The sequence below is a fragment of the Emticicia sp. 21SJ11W-3 genome, from assembly GCF_024138715.1.
In the GTDB taxonomy this organism is placed as follows: Bacteria; Bacteroidota; Bacteroidia; order Cytophagales; family Spirosomataceae; genus Emticicia; species Emticicia fluvialis.
Genome location: NZ_CP092074.1, coordinates 949,271 through 967,873, shown reverse-complemented (window position 1 = coordinate 967,873; position 18,603 = coordinate 949,271). Strand labels below are relative to the sequence as shown.

The following is an 18,603-nucleotide window of genomic DNA, read 5'->3' as shown; positions in this document are numbered from 1 at the left end:
TATCGATAAACCATCTAATATATTTACACCATCAAACCAATCAAATAACAAACATTATTATGAAAACAAGAACACAAAGTATCCTAAGCATCATTAAAATCGTTGCCCTGATAGGCTACATAGGAGCCATTATTAGTGCAGCGAGAGTTATCATTCCGTTTATCGGAATCCATGTTGCCGACTTACTGAGAAGATTCAGTAACGTAAACGTTACCTTCACATTTAATACCGGAACAGGTCTTGACCACCTGAAAAACAATCATGATATATTTCCGTATCTGGCGCTTATGTCTTTAGTTATAGCCATTGCTGTTCTGAAAATACAGGTTTGGGAAAAACTGAGAACTATTTTGCAGGAAATAAACCTGCATTCTCCGTTCTCAAAGAAAGTGGCGGCATTGATTGAAAACATGAGCTATACCATTCTTGGTTTAGGTATCGTGTACTTTGCAGCAGATAGCTATGCGCATCATTTGGCCAAACACATAACCGGAATAGACGGAGGCATGTTCAACTCAAACTTTCAATACCTGTTTTCGGCAGGTGTAGTTTACGTAATGGCGCAAATCTTTAAACGGGGCGTTGAGCTGCAGGAAGAGAACGAATTAACTGTTTAGTACCAATCCACTTAAACTTATAAAAACCATGCCTATCATTGTAAATCTTGATGTAATGCTGGCCCGAAGAAAGATGCCGCTTTCTGAACTGGCCGAGAAAGTAGACATAACCCTGCCTAACCTTTCTATACTAAAAACAGGCAAAGCCAAGGCGGTAAGGTTTTCAACCTTAGAGGCTATCTGTGAGGCACTTGCGTGCCAGCCGGGCGATATTCTGGAATATTTGCCTGAAAAAAACAAAATTTAAGTGCAACCTAACGCCAAAAAGCTGCATCTACCAGGCAAATGCAGGGTTTTGCCACTCATCAAAATTTAAAGCCACTTATGTAATATAAGTTACCTTGCATTACAAAGTACTATAAGTTTGTGCAAGAAAATTATGAAAGAGCTAACAGCATTAAATTTGACTAGGTTAATTAATGAGTAAAACTGTCTCAGGCTTTAGGGGCAGTTTTTTAGAAGGCAAGATGTAACCTGGAACATTCTTTCGCATCTAACATAGCATTGAAAGAGTGAATTTAGAAAATTATGAAAAGCATTTAATAAAACAGTTAATAAACACCAGCATTGGTAGCAGAACCGCATCTTTAAAACAGACTTTACCTGAACTTAAAAGCTGATTTAAAGATACTCACTCAACACAAAGCTATTACTAATTACAATTAAAAAGCAATGAAAAAGCTATTACTTACACTCCTGCTTGCAGGAGCGGGTTTAATTTCTTTTGCCCAAACTAACAAAGGAAAGATATCAGGAAGCCTCTTTGATGAAAAAAAACAGGCACTACCGTTTGCCAATGTGCTACTACTACGTGCCCAGGACTCTACACTTGTAAAAGGTGGTGTAAGCGACGCAGAAGGTAAATTTGAACTGGAACAGTTTTTAACTTCAGGTGTACAGAACCAGTTCATCGTGTCGGTTTCAATGGTTGGGTACAAGAAATACTATTCTCCGAAAATTGTTCTGAGCGCTGAAAACCCTGATGTAAAATTATCGAATATTCATCTTGAACAGGATACTCAAAGCCTGAAAGAAGTAACGGTATCAGCCAAAAAACCTTTTGTAGAACAACAAGCCGACAAGCTGGTTGTAAATGTGGAAGGTAGTATTGTTGCCAATGGTAACACAGCCTTAGAGGTTTTGCAGAAGTCGCCGGGCGTTACCGTTGACAACAACGATAACATCAGCGTGAAAGGTAAACAAGGCGTTTTGATTCTGATGGACGGTAAACCTACCTATATGTCGCAGAGTGATCTGGCTAATCAGCTAAAAAACATGAATAGCGACCAGATTGAAAAAATAGAAATTATCTCAAACCCATCATCGCGCTACGATGCGGCCGGTAAAGCGGTTATCAATATCGTTACCAAGAAAAATAAAAACTATGGCACCAACGGAAGCGTGTCGGTAGGTATGGCTATCAGCTTGCCCCCTTTTCTAAAAACCGGGCTAAACAAAGATCTTACCGCTGTAGAGCAAATGAAGCCCGGTCTGATGCCAAAATACAATACCAGCCTCAATCTAAACAACCGTCAGGGCAAATTCAATACGTTTACGAATCTTACGTTTTCTGACAACCAGCGTTTCAATAACAATGCGTTTTCAAGAGAAATTGGCGGCCAGACGTTTGAGCAATATGCGTATCGTTATCAGTTAAACCAGAATTTCAGCTATAAACTAGGTACAGATTATTACGCAACTAAAAAAACCACACTAGGTGTGCTGATAACTGGTAACGTGGGTTCGTGGGAGAGTTCTAACCCAAACCGTAACATAACATATATGAAAAAGATTGGCTCGGTTACGCCCGATTCAAGTCTGGTAACAACCTCGAGTAATCTGAGAACCTGGACAAACACCACTTTCAACGCCAACTTTAAACATACTTTCGATTCGACCGGTAAAGAATTAACTGCCGACGTAGATTATTCGGTTTATAATAACCAGGGAATGGAAAGAGGCATGGTTTCGAGATTCTATAAGTATATTGATAAAGTAGAAACCGAATACAGCACACCGCTAAACATTACCAGCAATGCGCCAAACAAATACAACATCTTTGCTGTAAAGGCTGATTATGTAAATCCGCTGCCCAAAATTAAAGGCAAACTGGAGTTTGGTGTGAAAAGTAGCTGGGTGAAGTCGGATAACGACATCAGATTCTATCAGAATGGTACAGTAGACAAAGGACGTACCAACTACTTTATCTATACCGAGAACATCAACGCGGCTTATGCCAACTTTAACAAAGAACTGAGCAAGAAATTCAATTTACAGGCTGGCTTGCGTATGGAGCATACACACTCAGAAGGTAAATCAGTAACCCTGAACGAATCTCGTGAACGTAATTATGTAAAACTGTTCCCGAGTTTGTTTTTAACACAGACTATTAATAAGGACAATCAACTGACGTATTCATACAGCCGACGCATAGACCGCCCGGATTATAATTCGCTGAATCCGTTCATTTATTTCCTTGACCCATACACTTATCAACTTGGAAACGAATACCTGATGCCGCAATACACCAACTCGTTTGAATTAACACACAGCTTTAAACAAGCATTTGTAACAAGCGTAGGTTACAGTGTTACCAACGATTACATGGCTGAGGTGATTAAAAATGCTGTAAGCGTACCGGCGGTTTTGGAGAAACTGAAAAAATACAATAACATACAAGGCATTGACACTGAGAAAATCACGTTTGCAACGCAGGAAAACATTGCCAGATTTGAAAATATCAATGTTAACTTTAGCGTGCCGATTCCGATTACCAAATGGTGGAATGCACAGAACAACGTATCGGTTTACTATAACAAATTTAAAGGAGAGGTATCTGACCAGAACCTGAACGTAGGCCAATGGGCGTATAACTTCTACACCAGCCATAGCATTAAACTACCTAAGAACCTATCGGCGGAGGTATCCATGTGGTACAACTCACCTAATGTGTACGGTATCATGCAGGGTAAATCTCAATATGCAGTAAACGCAGGTTTGCAAAAAAGCATCTTGAACAAAAAAGCTACTTTGAGACTGAACATCAACGATATTTTCTTAACCAGTTTCTGGTCGGGCAAAACCAACTTTGCAGGTGTAAACATGCTCTTGAACAACCGTTGGGACAGCAGAACCGTTCGTTTCTCGTTCTCTTACAAATTCGGTAACCAAAACGTAAAAACTGCCCGTAACCGCAGCACAGCTACCGAAGCCGAACAAAAACGCGCCGGTGGCAATTAAGATTAGATAGTCTATAAATACAGAAACGCCTCAGAGCTAATGCTTTGGGGCGTTTTTATATTCGGTTTAGTCTCAAGCTAAAATAGGTTATGCTAAAGTACTTCAGGGTAAACCAAAAAATAAAAAAGAACTTACATATCTTTATGACATATATACGTTTATAAAATAACCCTATACTCCCCTCTACCAACAATTCATGAAAAACCTACTTTTCACCCTATCTATATTATTGTTAACAAACTGCCAGGCACAGCAGCAGGGCAGCCCGCTTGTTAAAGAACTAAAAGACAAAGTCGCTGATAAAACTTATCCTAAAATTGATGCGATTTTAGTTGAGCAGGGTGATAAGATTATTGTAGAAGAATATTTTAATGGCTTCACCAAAGATACGAAGCATGACACTCGCTCGTCTTTTAAATCTATCACCAGCCTGCTGGCAGGAATTGCTATCGACAAAAAACTGATGTCATTAGATGATAACCTGGGTCGCTTTTTTCCGGAATTGAAACATGAAGGCAAACGTAAAATCACTGTCCGTAATTTACTGGAAATGCGGTCGGGATTAAACTGTGAAGAGTATTATGATATAGGCCCCGAATGCGAAGTAGAAATGGTTAAAACAGACGACTGGGTTGCTTTTTGTCTGGGAGTTGATTTAATCCGGGAACCGGGACTCAACTGGTCTTATAATTCCAACGAGCCCATGATTATGGGAGAAATTATAGCAAGGGCAAGCGGCATGAGTGTGATGGAATTTGCCAAACAAAACCTTTTTCTGCCGCTGGGAATCACCGATTATAAATGGACTGTCTCACCGAAAGGCCAGGGTATGACAGCCGGTTCATTTTACATGCTACCCGCAGATATGCTCAAGATTATTGATATGGTAAAAAATGAAGGCACCTGGAAGGGCAAGCAAATTGTGAGCAAAGACTGGATAAAAAAATCTACCGATTGCCACATTGTTACCGATTTTTCATTTGTCAGATTCTCCAGAATCCCCAATGCCAGATACGAGAGCTCCCGTTATGGATTCTTCTGGTACCGCGAAAACCTGAAATATAAAGACATTAACACAGAAGTGCTGTTTGCATCCGGCAATGGCGGGCAATACCTGATGTATATTCCGGAATATAAGTTAACAGCCGTTTTTACGGGTAGCAACTACGGCAACTGGCGTGGCAAGCTGCCTTTCGAAATGCTTCTGAAATACATTATTCCTGCAATTAAAAAATAGAATGGCAGGTAAGAAGGAGATTTAGTCCAGAAACAGGTTTGTGTGAACCTGTTTCTGGACTAGAAGTATAACTTACTTCGCAGGCGTAATCACGATATTTCTATACTCAATGGGGCCGTGGTCTCCCTGAAAGAAAATCGGACCAGGCTCACCTTCATTGCTATCTAAGGCACCACCTGTTATACCCGGAATCTCGTTTTTGTAGATAATGGTCTTGCCGTTAAGGGCAACGGTAACTACTCTTCCTACTAAGGTAATGTCAAAACTTTGCCACTCACCTGCCGACTTCAACGGTAGTTCAAGTGGTGTAATGAAACCATAAATGGCTCCCAGTTGGTCTTTAGAAGGCTCTCTACCCTCGCTGTCGGTTACCTGCACTTCATATCTGCCTCTCAGATACACACCGCTGTTACTTTCTTTAGGGTATCTGAACTCAACATGCAGTTTAAAGTCGTTGAAAGTACGAACACTACGCAGGTTAGAGCCTGATTTAGGGCTTTTTAAAACACCATTTTCTACAACCCATTGATTATTGGTGCCTGTGGCTTCCCAGCCGTCCAGATTTTTGCCGTTAAAAAGTTTAATTGGCGTACCCCAAACGGGTGTTCTGGTGCTGTTTAATTTGGGAGCTCTTACACCCACCCAATTCAGAACCTCACCTTTAGGGTTAGTAATAGTTCCGCTCAGTTTATCATCCTTTAAAACGCCTTCCACCACATAATCTTTGTCGAGGGCGTCCCATTGCGGGGGAACCGAAAACGAAACTTTACCATCTGCAAAACTAATGCGCGATATAGGTCTGGCGCTTCCACCCTCACCTACAAAAGAACCGTTCAGGAATTTGGTACCCGAGTGGTTTACTTCTAACCATGACGGCGCAGTTCTGTTTCCGTGATTAATGGTGAGGTCCCATCGCCCTTCTATACTTTTGATGGGTGCCAGTTGAGCAAATACTGTGGTGCCTAAAAGAACAATAAGGCTAAAAACGCTGATACATTTTTTTAATGTAGTTATCATTTCAGGTGTTTTTTGGTTGAATAAAATTTATGTTAATGTATTTTCTGTTGCAGCAAGTGGTTTTTAACGGCAAAATAGCAATAAATTCAGAAATGGGATCAATCAGGTGCATTAAATAAATTCATAGTGCGGCTTATCAGAGCATATCCAATAAAAAACGCTTCAGAGGTTATCTCTAAAGCGCCTTTTTCATAATTCACAAATTCACTCAATCGCACATTATTTTAATAGACTCACCCCCAGATTCAAACCAAAACCAGTAGTTCGGTACATAAAAAGGTTTTGTGCCGAATTCTGAGAAGACAATGAAACTGATACGGCTGGCTCAAGCCACAAAGCCCAGCGGTTATTAACTGGTCTGGAAATTCGGTAACCAAGCCGCCCCTGTACTAAAGGTGCATTCATCGACGACGTCTGCATACCAACTTTAAACCCTACTGATACCGCCTGCATTGCCTTAATGGCATACAACACATCACTTTGCAGCTCAAGATAGTGCCAGTTTCGGGTTTCATTCATGGCCGAACTACCTGGATTAATCTGAATGGAGTTGTTGTCTACCACTACTACATTCTTCTTCGATTCGTCGGTTATATCATAGCTGATGCTCGACTTCCTTGTAAAATAGCTCACGCCCGTTCTTAAGTCAAATTTCCTGGCAAGCGGATACACGAATCCGATTTGCGCACCAAAACCAAGACGCTGAGAACTATTACTGAAATCACTCACCAGAACGTTGTCGCCCTTGTTCGGCGAAAACATATAATAACTCAAAGTAGGGTTTACATTAATGAACATTTCACTGGGCGGCAAAAAAAACCGTGCGTGCTTTTCTTCTACTTCTATGGCAATTGCTTCGGTATATAAATCGGGCGCATTTAAGTGCTTATTAACCCAAAAAATGTTCGCTCCTTTTCCTGTAAGGGCATATACATCTTTTAAAACAAGTGTTCTTGTTTCTTCTGAAACAAGGGTAACAGGTAATTCTTTATTTATCTGCTGTAAAGCTGAATCCTTCCTATTGCGCTTTCTGGCCATCAGGCCTGATGTGTGTTTTGCCATATCAGTTCCCTTGTTACTCATTTCTTTAAGCACCCCAGCCACTGGGTTTTGCTGTTTCAGAGTCTGGCCAGTCACGTCCTGCTTGCTTTCTTCGGCATTTTTAGTTTTTGTAACACTTCCCTGGTTGTGGTTAACCTGCTTCTCATTCAAACGGCTTCCCTGTATTTGGGTATCTGTTTTAAACATAAAATAGGTCCCAATTCCGAGGGCAATCAATAAAGAAGCCGCTAAACCTATAGTGCGCACCGGTGTACGCAACCATATAATAAAAGGACGCTCTTTTTCAGGTGCAATTCTCGACTGAATTTTGTTCCATAGCAAATCATCGGGCATCTCTTCAAAATCTTCAAAGCGGCTCCGGTATTCGTTCTCTATGTTATCATCAAAATTTTCCATCTTTTATCGGCTAATCAATGGTTATTCCTGTTGTCAGTAATTTTTTTTTAAGCAGTTTCTTGGCGAAGAAGAGCTGCGATTTAGAAGTACCTTCCGATATACCCAGCATTTGTGCTATTTCCTGGTGGCTGTATCCATCAATTACAAACAGGTTGAATACCATACGGGCGCCATCCGGCAACTCATTTACCAGGCTCAGAAGCTCCTGATTGTTCATTGCTGAAATGATTGACTCATTTTGCCAGTCGGCCGGAGCCACCTCCGGCACCTCGGTTATGTCTACAAAATTGATACGCTTGTGGTAATAATCAATACATACATTTACTACCACTCGCCTAATCCAGGCGCTTAGCTGGTCTGCACTTCTGAGTTCTTTCAGATTCAGGAATACCTTCACAAAGGCATCGTGAAAAATATCTTCTGCTTCTTCTTTATTAGGGGTATATCGTCGGCAAATGCCAAAAAAGCGTCCCTTATACTTTTGGTAAAGAGCCGCCTGAGCCTTAGAATCTCTTCTGAGGCATCCGTCTAATAATTCAGAATCAGTTTTAAACAGCACAGATTTGGTAAAAATCGAGTCTATATTGAATACTAATTTTCAGTTACTATTATTCTAAATATTCAAAAACAGACCTCCTGCTTTTATTAAAATAGCCAATTATGCGTATTGAGAAACTTTTTTATTGAGTGTTTCTCCAATTCAAGTTGCCTTACCTGTTTGTTTTTACCTCAACCGCCGCCACCGGATTCCTCCTGTTATTGACATTTACACGATAAAAGAAAATGTCGTCTCCCACATAATTTTTATCGGGTGTGTATAAAACCTTCTGGTTCACAACCTCTGCCCTTCCGTTTCTGGGCGGCAACTCAATGCTGATTGAATTACGATCAATTGTAGTACAGGCCTTATCATTAGCCAAAACATCAATCTCTACGGGTTTATCTATTGTAGTTTCTGCCTTATCGCTCACGGCTCCGGCAAAGCAAGGCAAACCTGAGGCATCCGGCACAAAGGTTATCCGTATTTCCTGTGTTATTTTAGTTCCTGCCTGGCTTTGGCCTTCAATACTGAAATAATCAGAAGTTATGAGGTTATCTGCCGGTTTGTAAAAAATAAACCCGTTTTCTATAAATTTTGCCTCGCCATATTGTGGTGTTTTACTGATAATAATAGAAGTAACCCCTCTGAGCCTGTCAAAAGCCGCGGGGTTTATGGTACAGGTTTCTCCCTGCAAGGCAAAGAAAGCATTATCTGGATTCTCTACCGGTGCCCCTGGCGCCAGCATATCTTCTTTGGCCAGATCACAAGCCAGCATTGCTACTGATAAAACCAATATGTATAATTTTCGAAGCATTGTTCTGGTTAAGTATTGTACTGACTGTTAAGCAAGTAAAATGGTTGTAAAGCGTAACCAAATTTTAAATGTTTTTATATAAGGCTTTCAACCAGGTATGGATTCAAGATTTTCAGGTCCTGAGTGGTGTTTTGTGTGGTAAATTTAATAATTCAATTGTAACTTTGTGCCTTTGCACAGCTGAGCTTCACTTTATGGTTTCAGCGCAGTTTGGCTACCTGAGCCTTTTAATGAAAACTAATTAATGTAAAAAACCGCTGATATTGATGACTGTTGTTTTGGGTAAATTAGCCATATCACTATTGCTGAGTTTAATAACAACCGCATTGCTTTTCTGGAAAGAGAAACTAAATGATTTTATTGCCAATAACAGCCAATTTGCCATTTTGGGTAGTTGGGTACTTCTTCGCCTGCTTCCGTTTGCTTTGGTTTACGGGGTTTTAGGGTACACAGTTAAATCTGATGTTGTTTTCTTTTATAATACGGCCAAGCAGGCTTTAGATGGCCTCATTGTATACCGCGACTTCTGGCAGCCTTACTCGCCGTTGTTCCCTTATTTTAATGCCTTGGCACTGGCCATAATTGACGCCCCGGAGTCTATCATTTTTTTAATGATGATATACGAATTACTGGCTGTTTATGTCACCAGGCCTTTGGTTAACTATCCCTATTCGGCCTTTTACATTATCTTGTATTTTTCTCTTCCCGCACCACTCATTTTCCTTATCTTTGGTGGGCAGGAAGACATCTTTCTGTGGCTATTTATCGCATTAGCGCTATGGTGTTATAAAAAATACAACAATGCCCTGTATGCCGGCATTGTGCTGGGCGTCGGTATTGCATGTACCAAAATTCTGCTCATTATACCTGTAATTCTTTTACTTATATTTTCAAAGGCACGTTTAAAACTACTCTCAGGTTTACTAATTATTGGCATTCCAGCTGTTGCCATCATGTTTTATCTGGCAGGCGATAAAATCCTGGCTCCATTACAGCTCGGCGACCTACCATTTGCACCCAACCTGATGAGCATCCTAAGCCCTTTTATTGGTGGTTTTAAGCCCGATAACACATTGCTAAACTGGGGAGGGCTGGTTATTATCATTGCTGTGGCAGCCTATTGCCTGCGTAATCTGAAACCTTATAGCGAGTCTAAACTGTTGATATTTGCGTTCATCCTTACCAATATGATAACCATTATTGTGCATAAGAATTCGCTGCCTAATTATCTTTACACTTTCTTGTTACCGGTTATATACTTTTTTGGTGAGACATTCAAGCCCAGACAATGGGCCTTAATGATATTACTGAATATTACAGGAGCCGTTCAGCCCTCGTTCTGGTATTGTCTGGGAGGCGCTTACTACGACTCATTTGGTAGTCTTTCTTTAATGAATTGGGTAGAATATTGCCTGCAGATAGTCTATCTGGGTGTTTGTATCTATTTTGCTTACTTCATCAGCCGTATTTCAGGCGGTGAGGTAAAAGCCTTGCTACCGCAAGACTAAGCCTTTGCTTGCAGCTTCTCCTGCTTCTCTAACTCTTTTATCTTGGCATCTACCAGAAACCTGAACCAAAAGCCTTGCAGGAAGTGGAAAAGGCGACCAGATGTGGTTTCAAGGAATCCAAGTCTGATTACGAAACGGTAAAAGAAATAAATCATTGGGCGTATAAACAATGGCAGATTCCACCAGATTTTTTTCAGAAACGCAGTGCGTTCGTCAGGGTTACCCAGCAGATTTGGTGTCAAAGTTTGTCCGCGCAGCCCTTTCTTGCGTTGAAACTCCTCCTGGGCTGTCAGATTACTATAGCGTATTTGTTTGGTAAGCCAGAAATCAATATCATGTTCTTTCAGGTTGTCTTCAATCAGCACCTCGTTCTTCCAGATAATTGATTTACCCTCAACAATAAATCGGTGATCCATATTCTCGTTTAAGTCAGACCATCCCTTCCCGTTTCTGAACATCTTCAACATATAAAAATTTCTGTAACCTCCGTACTTCAGCCTTTCTCCCTGAAAATAATTATGCCGGTTAAAATAGATACCATTTACGTCAGCAGGTACTTCAATATCAGAAAAAGTTTTTAGCTTATGAAGCAATTCTTCTGAGGGATACTGGTCAGCATCAAGGCCGATAATCCAGGGAGTTGAAATGAGACAATTTTTTAACGCAAAGTCCCATTGTTTCGGATGGTTCTCAAATGTATTTACTTTCACCACTGCACCGAATTCTTCTGCTATTGCCACCGTATCATCAGTACTGCCAGAGTCTATCACAAAAACGGGCGCATTGATACCAACGATTTTTGATAACAACCTTCTTAAATGAACTGACTCGTTGTAGGTGAGAATAATAAATGAAATATCGCTCATAGTTAAAGAATACAAGAAACAAATGATTGTAAAACCAAGCGGTAAAATTAGCAAATATCATACTGCAAAACCAAACAATATTAAGCCAGTGGCAGAACCACCTTAAAGCCGCATACTGTATAGGCAATAAAAAAGCCCCCGGAATTTCCGGAGGCCTTCTTTATAAGATTGAGCATCTTAAGCTTCTTTATTCTCTTCGCCAGCAGCCGGAGTTTCCTCTTGCGCAGGCGCTGCTTCTGCTGTTGGTTCAGCTTCAGCTACTACTGCAGGAGTTTCTTCAACTACTTCAGCCGATGACTCATCTACTGTTGCTACTGGAGCTACTTCAGCTGTGTCGGTAGATTTTTTACCACCACGACGGCTACGACGTGTTTTAGCAGATTTTTCCTCAACGGCTGTTAATAGAGCTTCGTTGTAATCAACCAACTCAATCAGAGCCACTTCGGCGTTGTCACCAAAACGAGTTCCTAATTTAATGATACGAGTATAACCACCGTTACGGTTAGCTACTTTTTCTGCAATCTCACCAAAAAGAGTTTTGATAGACTCTTTATCTTGCAAATAAGAGAATACCATACGACGTGAGTGAGTTGTATCATTTTTTGCCTTTGTAATAATAGGCTCTACATATTTACGCAATTCTTTGGCTTTAGCTAAAGTTGTTTCAATACGTTTGTGCTGAATTAAAGAAATGGCAAGGTTTTTTAACAACGCATCTCTGTGCGAATGAGTTCTGCCTAAATGATTGGTTTTGTTACCGTGTCTCATTGTAATATATTTCGTAAGTAACGGTCAAAATAACCTACGCAGTCTTGGTTACTCCACCTATTACGATTGATAAATTTTAAATTCGAATACTGCGGTTTCGAGGATATACAAAAATTCCCCTTAGGATGAATAAACATCAGAAGGGGAAAAATCAGAATCAATCTTCGTCTAATTTGTATTTCGTTACATCCATACCAAAGTGAAGACCTTTGTCGGCAACCAGTTGCTCTAACTCAGTCAACGACTTCTTACCGAAATTGCGGAACTTCATCATGTCGGCTACTTCCAGTCTTGCAAGGTCGCCTAATGTACGGATATCCGCAGATTTCAAACAGTTGTATGCACGAACCGACAAATCCAAATCCTGTAGAGAAGTCTTCAACAGCTTGCGCATGTGCAAGAATTCTTCATCAACAATATTGTCTTCATCATCTTTCTTGGTATCAAATACCATATTCTCGTCAGTGAACTTCAAGAAGTGCTGAATCAGAATATGTGCAGCTTCCTGCAAAGCTCTTTCCGGGTGGATAGAACCATCAGTTTTGATTTCAAGCAATAGTTTTTCGTAGTCAGTACGTTGTTCAACACGGGTATTTTCAATGCTATACTTCACATTTTTAATGGGGGTATAGATTGAGTCAACCGATATAAAACCAATTGGTAAATCAGTTTGTTTGTGCTCTTCAGCAGAAACATAACCACGTCCTTTATCTACTATAATTTCAACTTCTATTTCTCTTTGATCGTCCAAACGGGCAATAACCAAATCAGGATTCAGAATCTGAAAACTTTGTGTAAATTTGCCCAGGTCGCCAGCAGTTAGTATACTTTGATTTTTTACTCTGACGGTGAACTTATTATCTACATAATCTGAGACTTTCTTGAAACGAACCATTTTAAGGTTTAAGATGATTTCCGTCACATCATCTACAACCCCTTCAATGCTCGAAAATTCGTGTAATACCCCGGGAAATCTTACAGCCGTGATTGCGTAACCTTCAAGAGAGGATAACAAAATACGACGTAGGGCGTTCCCGATGGTCACACCATACCCTCTTTCAAGTGGCTTAAACTCGAAAAAGCCATGGAAGTCGTCTGCTTTTTCCATGACTACCTTGTCAGGCATTTGAAATGCTAATATTGACATACGTATGCAGTGTGTTTGTTTTCGTTAACGAAAAGGGTGGTTAGCTATACCCACCAATAAAAAAACGTAGCTGTGCCACCACCGATTTTGTCGGCAATGGCACAACTATTATACAAATATTATTTGTTATACAACTCGACGATGGCCTGTTCGTTGAAGTTTTCAGGAATCTGATCACGCTCAGGGAAGTTGATAAATTTACCAACCATTTCAGCGCTATCCCACTCCAACCAGTTATAACGTTTGGCATTACGAGCTTTCAAACTTTCAGAGATTGCTTCAAGAGCTTTTGATTTTTCACGCACACCTACCAATTGACCCGGTTTCAATATTAGCGACGGGATATTAAGAACTTCACCATCTACAATAATATGACGGTGAGTAACCAACTGACGGGCAGCACGACGTGTAGGAGCTATACCTAAACGATATACGGTGTTGTCAAGACGTGCTTCGCACAATTTAAGAAGGTTTTCACCTGTACGCCCTTGTTTTACTGATGCTAAATGGAAGAAACGAGCAAACTGACGCTCTAAGATACCATAAGTATACTTAACTTTTTGTTTTTCTATTAGCTGTTGGCCGTACTCTGATTTTTTACCTTTACGTCCTTTACCATGTTGGCCAGGAGCGTAATTCTTTTTGCTTAATGCTTTGCTGGCGCCCATTACCGGTTCACCAAACTTTCTTGAAATTCTAACTTTCGGACCTGTGTATCTTGCCATTTGTGATTGATTTAAGCGAAGTAAAGATTGATTAGCCCCAATGTCCAAACTATCAATCGGTATAGTATTTCACGACTATTTTCTTACTTCGGATGCCTGTGATGCAGGCCAATTGTTAAATATAAAAATTAATAAACAGAAGAATGAAAATTTTAAATTACTACTGAAAAATTCAGATAATCTTAAAAATTTCCACTCTTCTGCCAAGTACTAAACTCTTCTGCGTTTTGGAGGACGACAGCCGTTGTGCGGTAGTGGAGTTACGTCAGTTATTGAAGTAACCTCAATACCTGAACTCTGTACCGTACGAATAGCTGACTCACGACCAGCGCCAGGGCCTTTTACGAATACTTCAGCCTTACGCATACCGGCATCATAAGCTACCTGAGCACAGTTTTGTGCTGCCATCTGCGCCGCGTAAGGTGTATTTTTCTTAGAACCCTTAAAACCCATCTTACCAGCAGAAGCCCAGGAAATTACCTGACCCTGGCTATTGGTAATAGAGATAATAATATTATTGAAAGAAGCCCTAACGTGAACCTGACCAACAGGCTCCACAATCACTACTCTTTTTTTTGCTTTATCTTTTCTTTTAGCTTGTGCCATTGTGACAAACAGTGTTAAATGATAGGCAATACAGAAATACCTGTATTCTGTTCGATTTTACCCCCGTTACTCGTAAAATCCGGATTCGTATCTGTTCAGGATACCCGGGGAATACCCTAAGAGGGATTACTTCGTAGCTTTCTTCTTGTTTGCTACAGTCTTACGTTTACCTTTACGGGTACGTGAGTTGTTCTTGGTACGTTGTCCGCGTAATGGAAGTCCTTTACGGTGACGAACGCCACGGTAGCAACCAATGTCCATCAAACGTTTAATGGCAAGCTGTACCTCAGAACGCAACTGTCCTTCAACAGTTAGTTCCTCACTGATAATACCACGAATGGCATTTGCTTCTGCGTCGTTCCACTCACCGGCTTTTTTATCAAAGCTAACATTAGCTTTTTCTAAAATTTTCTGTGATGAACTACGACCAATACCGTAGATGTACGTAAGGGCGATCTCGCCTCTTTTCTTGTCTGGGATGTCAACACCTGCAATCCTCATAGATAATTAACCTTGTCTTTGTTTAAACTTCGGATTTTTTTTGTTAATAACGTAAATTTTACCCTTACGACGGATAACTTTACATTCAGCACTGCGCTTCTTTACTGATGCTTTAACTTTCATAATGAATTTAAAACCACCCCTACCCCATAAGGGGAACTTTGTTAGAAGTTTTCATGCTTTGGGGTTATTTACAATACATGAAACTTTCATTATAAAACTATAAAATTATCGTCTTTAGTTCCTTAACCCCTTTTAGGCCCGGTGCTACTTATAACGATAAGTAATTCGTGCTTTAGTCAAATCATAAGGCGACATCTCTAACCTTACCTTATCGCCTGGAAGAATCCGAATGTAATTCATTCTCATCTTTCCTGAGATATGGGCAACCAGTTCGTGCTTGTTCTCCAAACGCACACGGAACATGGCGTTAGAAAGAGCTTCTGTGATGATGCCGTCTACTTCAATATTTGCTTGTTTTGCCATATGCTTTCAATTGCGTCAAAAACTTTATTGTTATGAACGCTGGTACCTTATGCCACTTGTAATTTTTTCTTGGCTAATACTTCTTCTATGTATTCAAAGGTGGTAAGGATTTCACCCGCTCCCTTTCTGACTACAATAGTATGTTCAAAGTGAGCTGCCTGCTTACGGTCTTCGGTTCTGATGGTCCAGCCATCGTTCTCCTGAACAACCGACCTGCGCCCCAGGGTAATCATTGGTTCTATTGCCAGTACCATTCCTTCCAGCAATTTCGGGCCATTGCCACGTTTGCCAAAGTTTGGTACTTCCGGAGCCTCGTGCAAAAACTTTCCAACACCATGCCCCACTAATTCGCGTACAACACCATAACCAAGTCTTTCGCTATAATCTTGTACTGCAAAACTAATATCCCCTACTCTGTTACCCGTTTTAGCTTGTTCTATACCTTTATAAAGCGATTCGCAAGTATGTTTCAATAGGTCAGCAACTTCTTTAGCTATATTACCAACAGCATAAGTATAGGCGCTGTCTGCATGATATCCATCTTTATAAACGCCACAATCCACCGAAACAATGTCACCTTCTTTTAATGCTCTGTTGCTCGGTATGCCATGTACAACAACATCATTTACAGAAATACAGAGCGAAGAAGGAAACTTAAGACCTCCTACATCATAACCTAAAAAAGAAGGGTGAGCCTTATGGTCTTTAATATAATCGTAAGCCACTTTGTCAAGTTCCTTAGTTGTTACACCAGGTGAAATTAACTTTGCTACTTCTGCCTGAGCCTTGCCTAAAATCTGGCCGTTATTACGGATAATTTCTAACTCTTCGTCCGATTTAATATATATAATTCTATCCCTTTTGCTCATGGCTTAAATCTCCTATCAGATAGATACAGTTGAAACAGCCTGACGACCCTGAATACGTCCTGATTGCATCAGACCTTCATATCGTTTCATTAACAGATAACTTTCAATTTGCTGCAGTGTATCAAGTACAACACCAACCAGGATCAGAAGTGATGTACCACCAAAGAATGAAGCAAAATTCTGTGTCATTCCTAACAATCCGGCAAGTGCAGGCAAGATGGCAATTACTGCTAAAAGAACACCACCAGGCAATGTGATTCGATCAAGAACATTGGCAATAAAATCAGATGTAGGCTGACCAGGTTTAACCCCCGGAATAAACCCACCACCACGTCTCATATCATCTGCAATCTGATTAGGATTAATCGAAATGGCAGTATAAAAGAATGTAAAACCAATGATAAGTACTGCATAAATTAAACAATACTGCCATGAAGTAGGGCTGTTCATAATGATAGCCCAGTCTTGGAATGTATCATTCTTAGTGCTTTCCGCAAGATAATTAAGTATTAGCCCCGGGATAAACATCAAAGCCTGACCAAAGATGATTGGCATTACACCGGCAATATTTAATTTTAATGGTAAATATTGTCGCTGACCCGTAACTACTTTGTTACCTACTATTTGCTTGGCATATTGTACCGGAATACGACGAGTTGCCTGCGTGATAGCCACTGCAAACAAAACAACCATAAACAACGCTACAATCTCAATAACAAAGAACAGAACCTGGCCGCTTCCGGCTCTTGAACTGGCTTCGCCAAAAATTGCACCGGGAAGTCTTGAAACGATACCAATCATAATCATCATTGATATACCATTCCCAATACCTTTTTCAGTCATACGCTCGCCGAGCCACATACACATAACAGTACCAGCTACAATCAACAAGACAGAACTAATATAGAAAAGACCCTGGCCAACTAATATTGCATCTGTCGGTATAGTAGTCTGAACATAAGTAAAGCCCTGTGCCGCTGCTACCGCTATAGTTAACCAGCGTGTTATCTGGTTTAATTTTCTTCTACCAGACTCTCCCTCTTTCTGCAATTTGCTGAAATAAGGAAGTGCTAATGTTAATAACTGAATAGCAATAGAAGCTGAAATATATGGCATAATACCTAGTGCCATAATTGAAGCATTTTTGAATGCACCACCAACCAATGTATTTAAAAGACCTAACAAACCATTATTTGCTGTTAAATCTTTTAACTTCGCTACATCAACACCCGGTAAAACTACGTGGGAACCGACACGGAAAATAACTATTATCAAGAGAGTCTGAAGAATACGCTTCCTCAATTCTTCTATTGACCAAATGTTCTTGAGTGTTGTTAAAAATTTGTTCATTTTGTTAGGAAAAACAAGGCTTAAGGTTGAAATTGCTTAGTTCCTTCAGGGTATATGAGTACTTCAGCTACGTTTAATCAAACTAATTACTGCCAGTTGTATCTGGCTTAAATGACAACTAACTGAAAATCAACCAATTAGGGTATTTAACTTAAATAGAATCGCTGCTAAATCTGCAAAGCTAACGATTCTATTGTTATAAAGCAAATCAGCATTTTAAGTTTCTTAAACCCAGATTACTAATTAATAGTTTCCTTCAATTGCTTAGACACCTGAGCAGCATAATTTAAGGCACACCTTAGGCAGCCACTTCAGAGCCTGCAGCGTTAAATGTAGCATCTACAGTTGCCGAACCACCTGCTTTCTCGATAGCTGCAATAGCAGTTGCCGAAAACGCGTTAGCCTTCAAATCAACCTTTGCCGTCAACTCACCACGACCCAGGATTTTAACAAGGTCAGACTTTGAAGTCAAACCATTATTGTATAAGAAACCTAAATCAATTTTAGTTGCACCGGTTTTTTCAACCAAAGCCTGAATGGTATCAAGGTTGATAGCTTTGTATTCTACTCTGTTTATATTTTTAAAGCCAAACTTAGGAACACGGCGTTGTAATGGCATCTGACCACCCTCAAAACCACGTTTCTGGCTGTAACCTGAACGAGATTTTGCACCTTTATGACCACGTTTAGCAGTACCGCCACCGCCTGATCCATGTCCGCGACCTACTCTGTCGTTTGCTTTAACTGAACCTTTTGCAGGTTGTAATGAACTTAATTTCATTGTAATTCGACTATTAATCGGTTAAAAATACGCAATTCCGACTTTCGGAATCACTCGGCTACGCCTACCCAA

General features: G+C 40.3%; 20 protein-coding genes. 5 read left to right on the top strand and 15 right to left on the bottom strand.

Going from position 1 to position 18,603, the window contains the following annotated elements; genetic code table 11:
• Positions 1–59 precede the first annotated feature (59 nt).
• The 4 genes from MB380_RS04095 to MB380_RS04080 all read left to right on the top strand — a co-directional run bounded on the left by MB380_RS04095 (position 60) and on the right by MB380_RS04080 (position 5,094).
• A complete protein-coding gene (locus tag MB380_RS04095; RefSeq protein WP_253533551.1) occupies positions 60–617 on the top strand; it encodes a DUF2975 domain-containing protein in 558 nt (185 codons plus the stop codon).
• 28 nt (positions 618–645) lie between these two features.
• Entirely contained in the window at positions 646–864 is a 219-nt protein-coding gene (locus tag MB380_RS04090) for a helix-turn-helix transcriptional regulator (protein WP_101727445.1), read from the top strand.
• Positions 865–1,289: 425 nt separating this feature from the next.
• Positions 1,290–3,857 (top strand): outer membrane beta-barrel protein, encoded by a 2,568-nt coding sequence (locus MB380_RS04085; protein WP_253533550.1) that lies wholly within the window; start codon positions 1,290–1,292, stop codon positions 3,855–3,857.
• Positions 3,858–4,053: 196 nt separating this feature from the next.
• On the top strand, positions 4,054–5,094 hold the full coding sequence (locus MB380_RS04080; RefSeq protein ID WP_253533549.1) for a serine hydrolase: 1,041 nt from the start codon (positions 4,054–4,056) through the stop codon (positions 5,092–5,094).
• A gap of 72 nt (positions 5,095–5,166) precedes the next feature.
• Here MB380_RS04080 and MB380_RS04075 read toward each other — a convergent pair whose 3' ends face one another.
• From MB380_RS04075 to MB380_RS04060, 4 genes are all read right to left on the bottom strand, one after another.
• The gene (locus tag MB380_RS04075; protein ID WP_253533548.1) at positions 5,167–6,111 is read right to left on the bottom strand and encodes a DUF1080 domain-containing protein; all 945 of its coding nucleotides are present in this window, start codon (positions 6,109–6,111) and stop codon (positions 5,167–5,169) included.
• Between the two features lie 219 nt (positions 6,112–6,330).
• Entirely contained in the window at positions 6,331–7,569 is a 1,239-nt protein-coding gene (locus MB380_RS04070) for a hypothetical protein (RefSeq protein ID WP_253533547.1), read from the bottom strand.
• Positions 7,570–7,579: 10 nt separating this feature from the next.
• On the bottom strand, positions 7,580–8,128 hold the full coding sequence (locus MB380_RS04065; protein ID WP_253533546.1) for an RNA polymerase sigma factor: 549 nt from the start codon (positions 8,126–8,128) through the stop codon (positions 7,580–7,582).
• Positions 8,129–8,279: 151 nt separating this feature from the next.
• The gene (locus MB380_RS04060) at positions 8,280–8,924 is read right to left on the bottom strand and encodes an Ig-like domain-containing protein (RefSeq protein WP_253533545.1); all 645 of its coding nucleotides are present in this window, start codon (positions 8,922–8,924) and stop codon (positions 8,280–8,282) included.
• Positions 8,925–9,190: 266 nt separating this feature from the next.
• Between MB380_RS04060 and MB380_RS04055 the strand changes: the two genes are divergently transcribed.
• Positions 9,191–10,432: a hypothetical protein gene (locus MB380_RS04055; protein ID WP_253533544.1), complete on the top strand. Its 1,242-nt coding sequence runs from the start codon at positions 9,191–9,193 to the stop codon at positions 10,430–10,432.
• Here the strand turns inward: MB380_RS04055 and MB380_RS04050 are convergent.
• From MB380_RS04050 to rplO, 11 genes are all read right to left on the bottom strand, one after another.
• Positions 10,429–11,298 (bottom strand): glycosyltransferase family 2 protein, encoded by an 870-nt coding sequence (locus MB380_RS04050; protein WP_253533543.1) that lies wholly within the window; start codon positions 11,296–11,298, stop codon positions 10,429–10,431. The genes MB380_RS04055 and MB380_RS04050 overlap by 4 nt on opposite strands.
• A 177-nt stretch (positions 11,299–11,475) precedes the next feature.
• Positions 11,476–12,066, bottom strand: a complete 591-nt coding sequence (gene rplQ, locus MB380_RS04045; protein WP_253533542.1) for a 50S ribosomal protein L17 — start codon at positions 12,064–12,066, stop codon at positions 11,476–11,478.
• A 157-nt stretch (positions 12,067–12,223) separates the two neighbouring features.
• On the bottom strand, positions 12,224–13,213 hold the full coding sequence (locus tag MB380_RS04040) for a DNA-directed RNA polymerase subunit alpha (RefSeq protein ID WP_101727434.1): 990 nt from the start codon (positions 13,211–13,213) through the stop codon (positions 12,224–12,226).
• Between the two features lie 119 nt (positions 13,214–13,332).
• Positions 13,333–13,938: a 30S ribosomal protein S4 gene (gene rpsD / locus MB380_RS04035; protein ID WP_101727433.1), complete on the bottom strand. Its 606-nt coding sequence runs from the start codon at positions 13,936–13,938 to the stop codon at positions 13,333–13,335.
• A gap of 210 nt (positions 13,939–14,148) precedes the next feature.
• Positions 14,149–14,544 carry a 30S ribosomal protein S11 gene (gene rpsK / locus MB380_RS04030; RefSeq protein ID WP_101727432.1) on the bottom strand — a complete coding sequence of 132 codons (396 nt, stop codon included), beginning with the start codon at positions 14,542–14,544 and terminating at the stop codon, positions 14,149–14,151.
• 126 nt (positions 14,545–14,670) lie between these two features.
• Positions 14,671–15,045, bottom strand: a complete 375-nt coding sequence (gene rpsM, locus MB380_RS04025) for a 30S ribosomal protein S13 (RefSeq protein WP_101727431.1) — start codon at positions 15,043–15,045, stop codon at positions 14,671–14,673.
• Positions 15,046–15,051: 6 nt separating this feature from the next.
• Positions 15,052–15,168 (bottom strand): 50S ribosomal protein L36, encoded by a 117-nt coding sequence (rpmJ, locus tag MB380_RS04020; RefSeq protein ID WP_015027349.1) that lies wholly within the window; start codon positions 15,166–15,168, stop codon positions 15,052–15,054.
• A gap of 144 nt (positions 15,169–15,312) precedes the next feature.
• Positions 15,313–15,531 (bottom strand): translation initiation factor IF-1, encoded by a 219-nt coding sequence (gene infA / locus MB380_RS04015; RefSeq protein WP_101727430.1) that lies wholly within the window; start codon positions 15,529–15,531, stop codon positions 15,313–15,315.
• 47 nt (positions 15,532–15,578) lie between these two features.
• Positions 15,579–16,400: a type I methionyl aminopeptidase gene (gene map, locus MB380_RS04010; RefSeq protein ID WP_253533541.1), complete on the bottom strand. Its 822-nt coding sequence runs from the start codon at positions 16,398–16,400 to the stop codon at positions 15,579–15,581.
• A gap of 15 nt (positions 16,401–16,415) precedes the next feature.
• Complete coding sequence (gene secY / locus MB380_RS04005; protein ID WP_253533540.1) at positions 16,416–17,750, bottom strand: preprotein translocase subunit SecY; 1,335 nt, start codon at positions 17,748–17,750, stop codon at positions 16,416–16,418.
• 298 nt (positions 17,751–18,048) lie between these two features.
• Complete coding sequence (gene rplO, locus MB380_RS04000) at positions 18,049–18,531, bottom strand: 50S ribosomal protein L15 (protein WP_253533539.1); 483 nt, start codon at positions 18,529–18,531, stop codon at positions 18,049–18,051.
• Positions 18,532–18,603 lie beyond the last annotated feature (72 nt).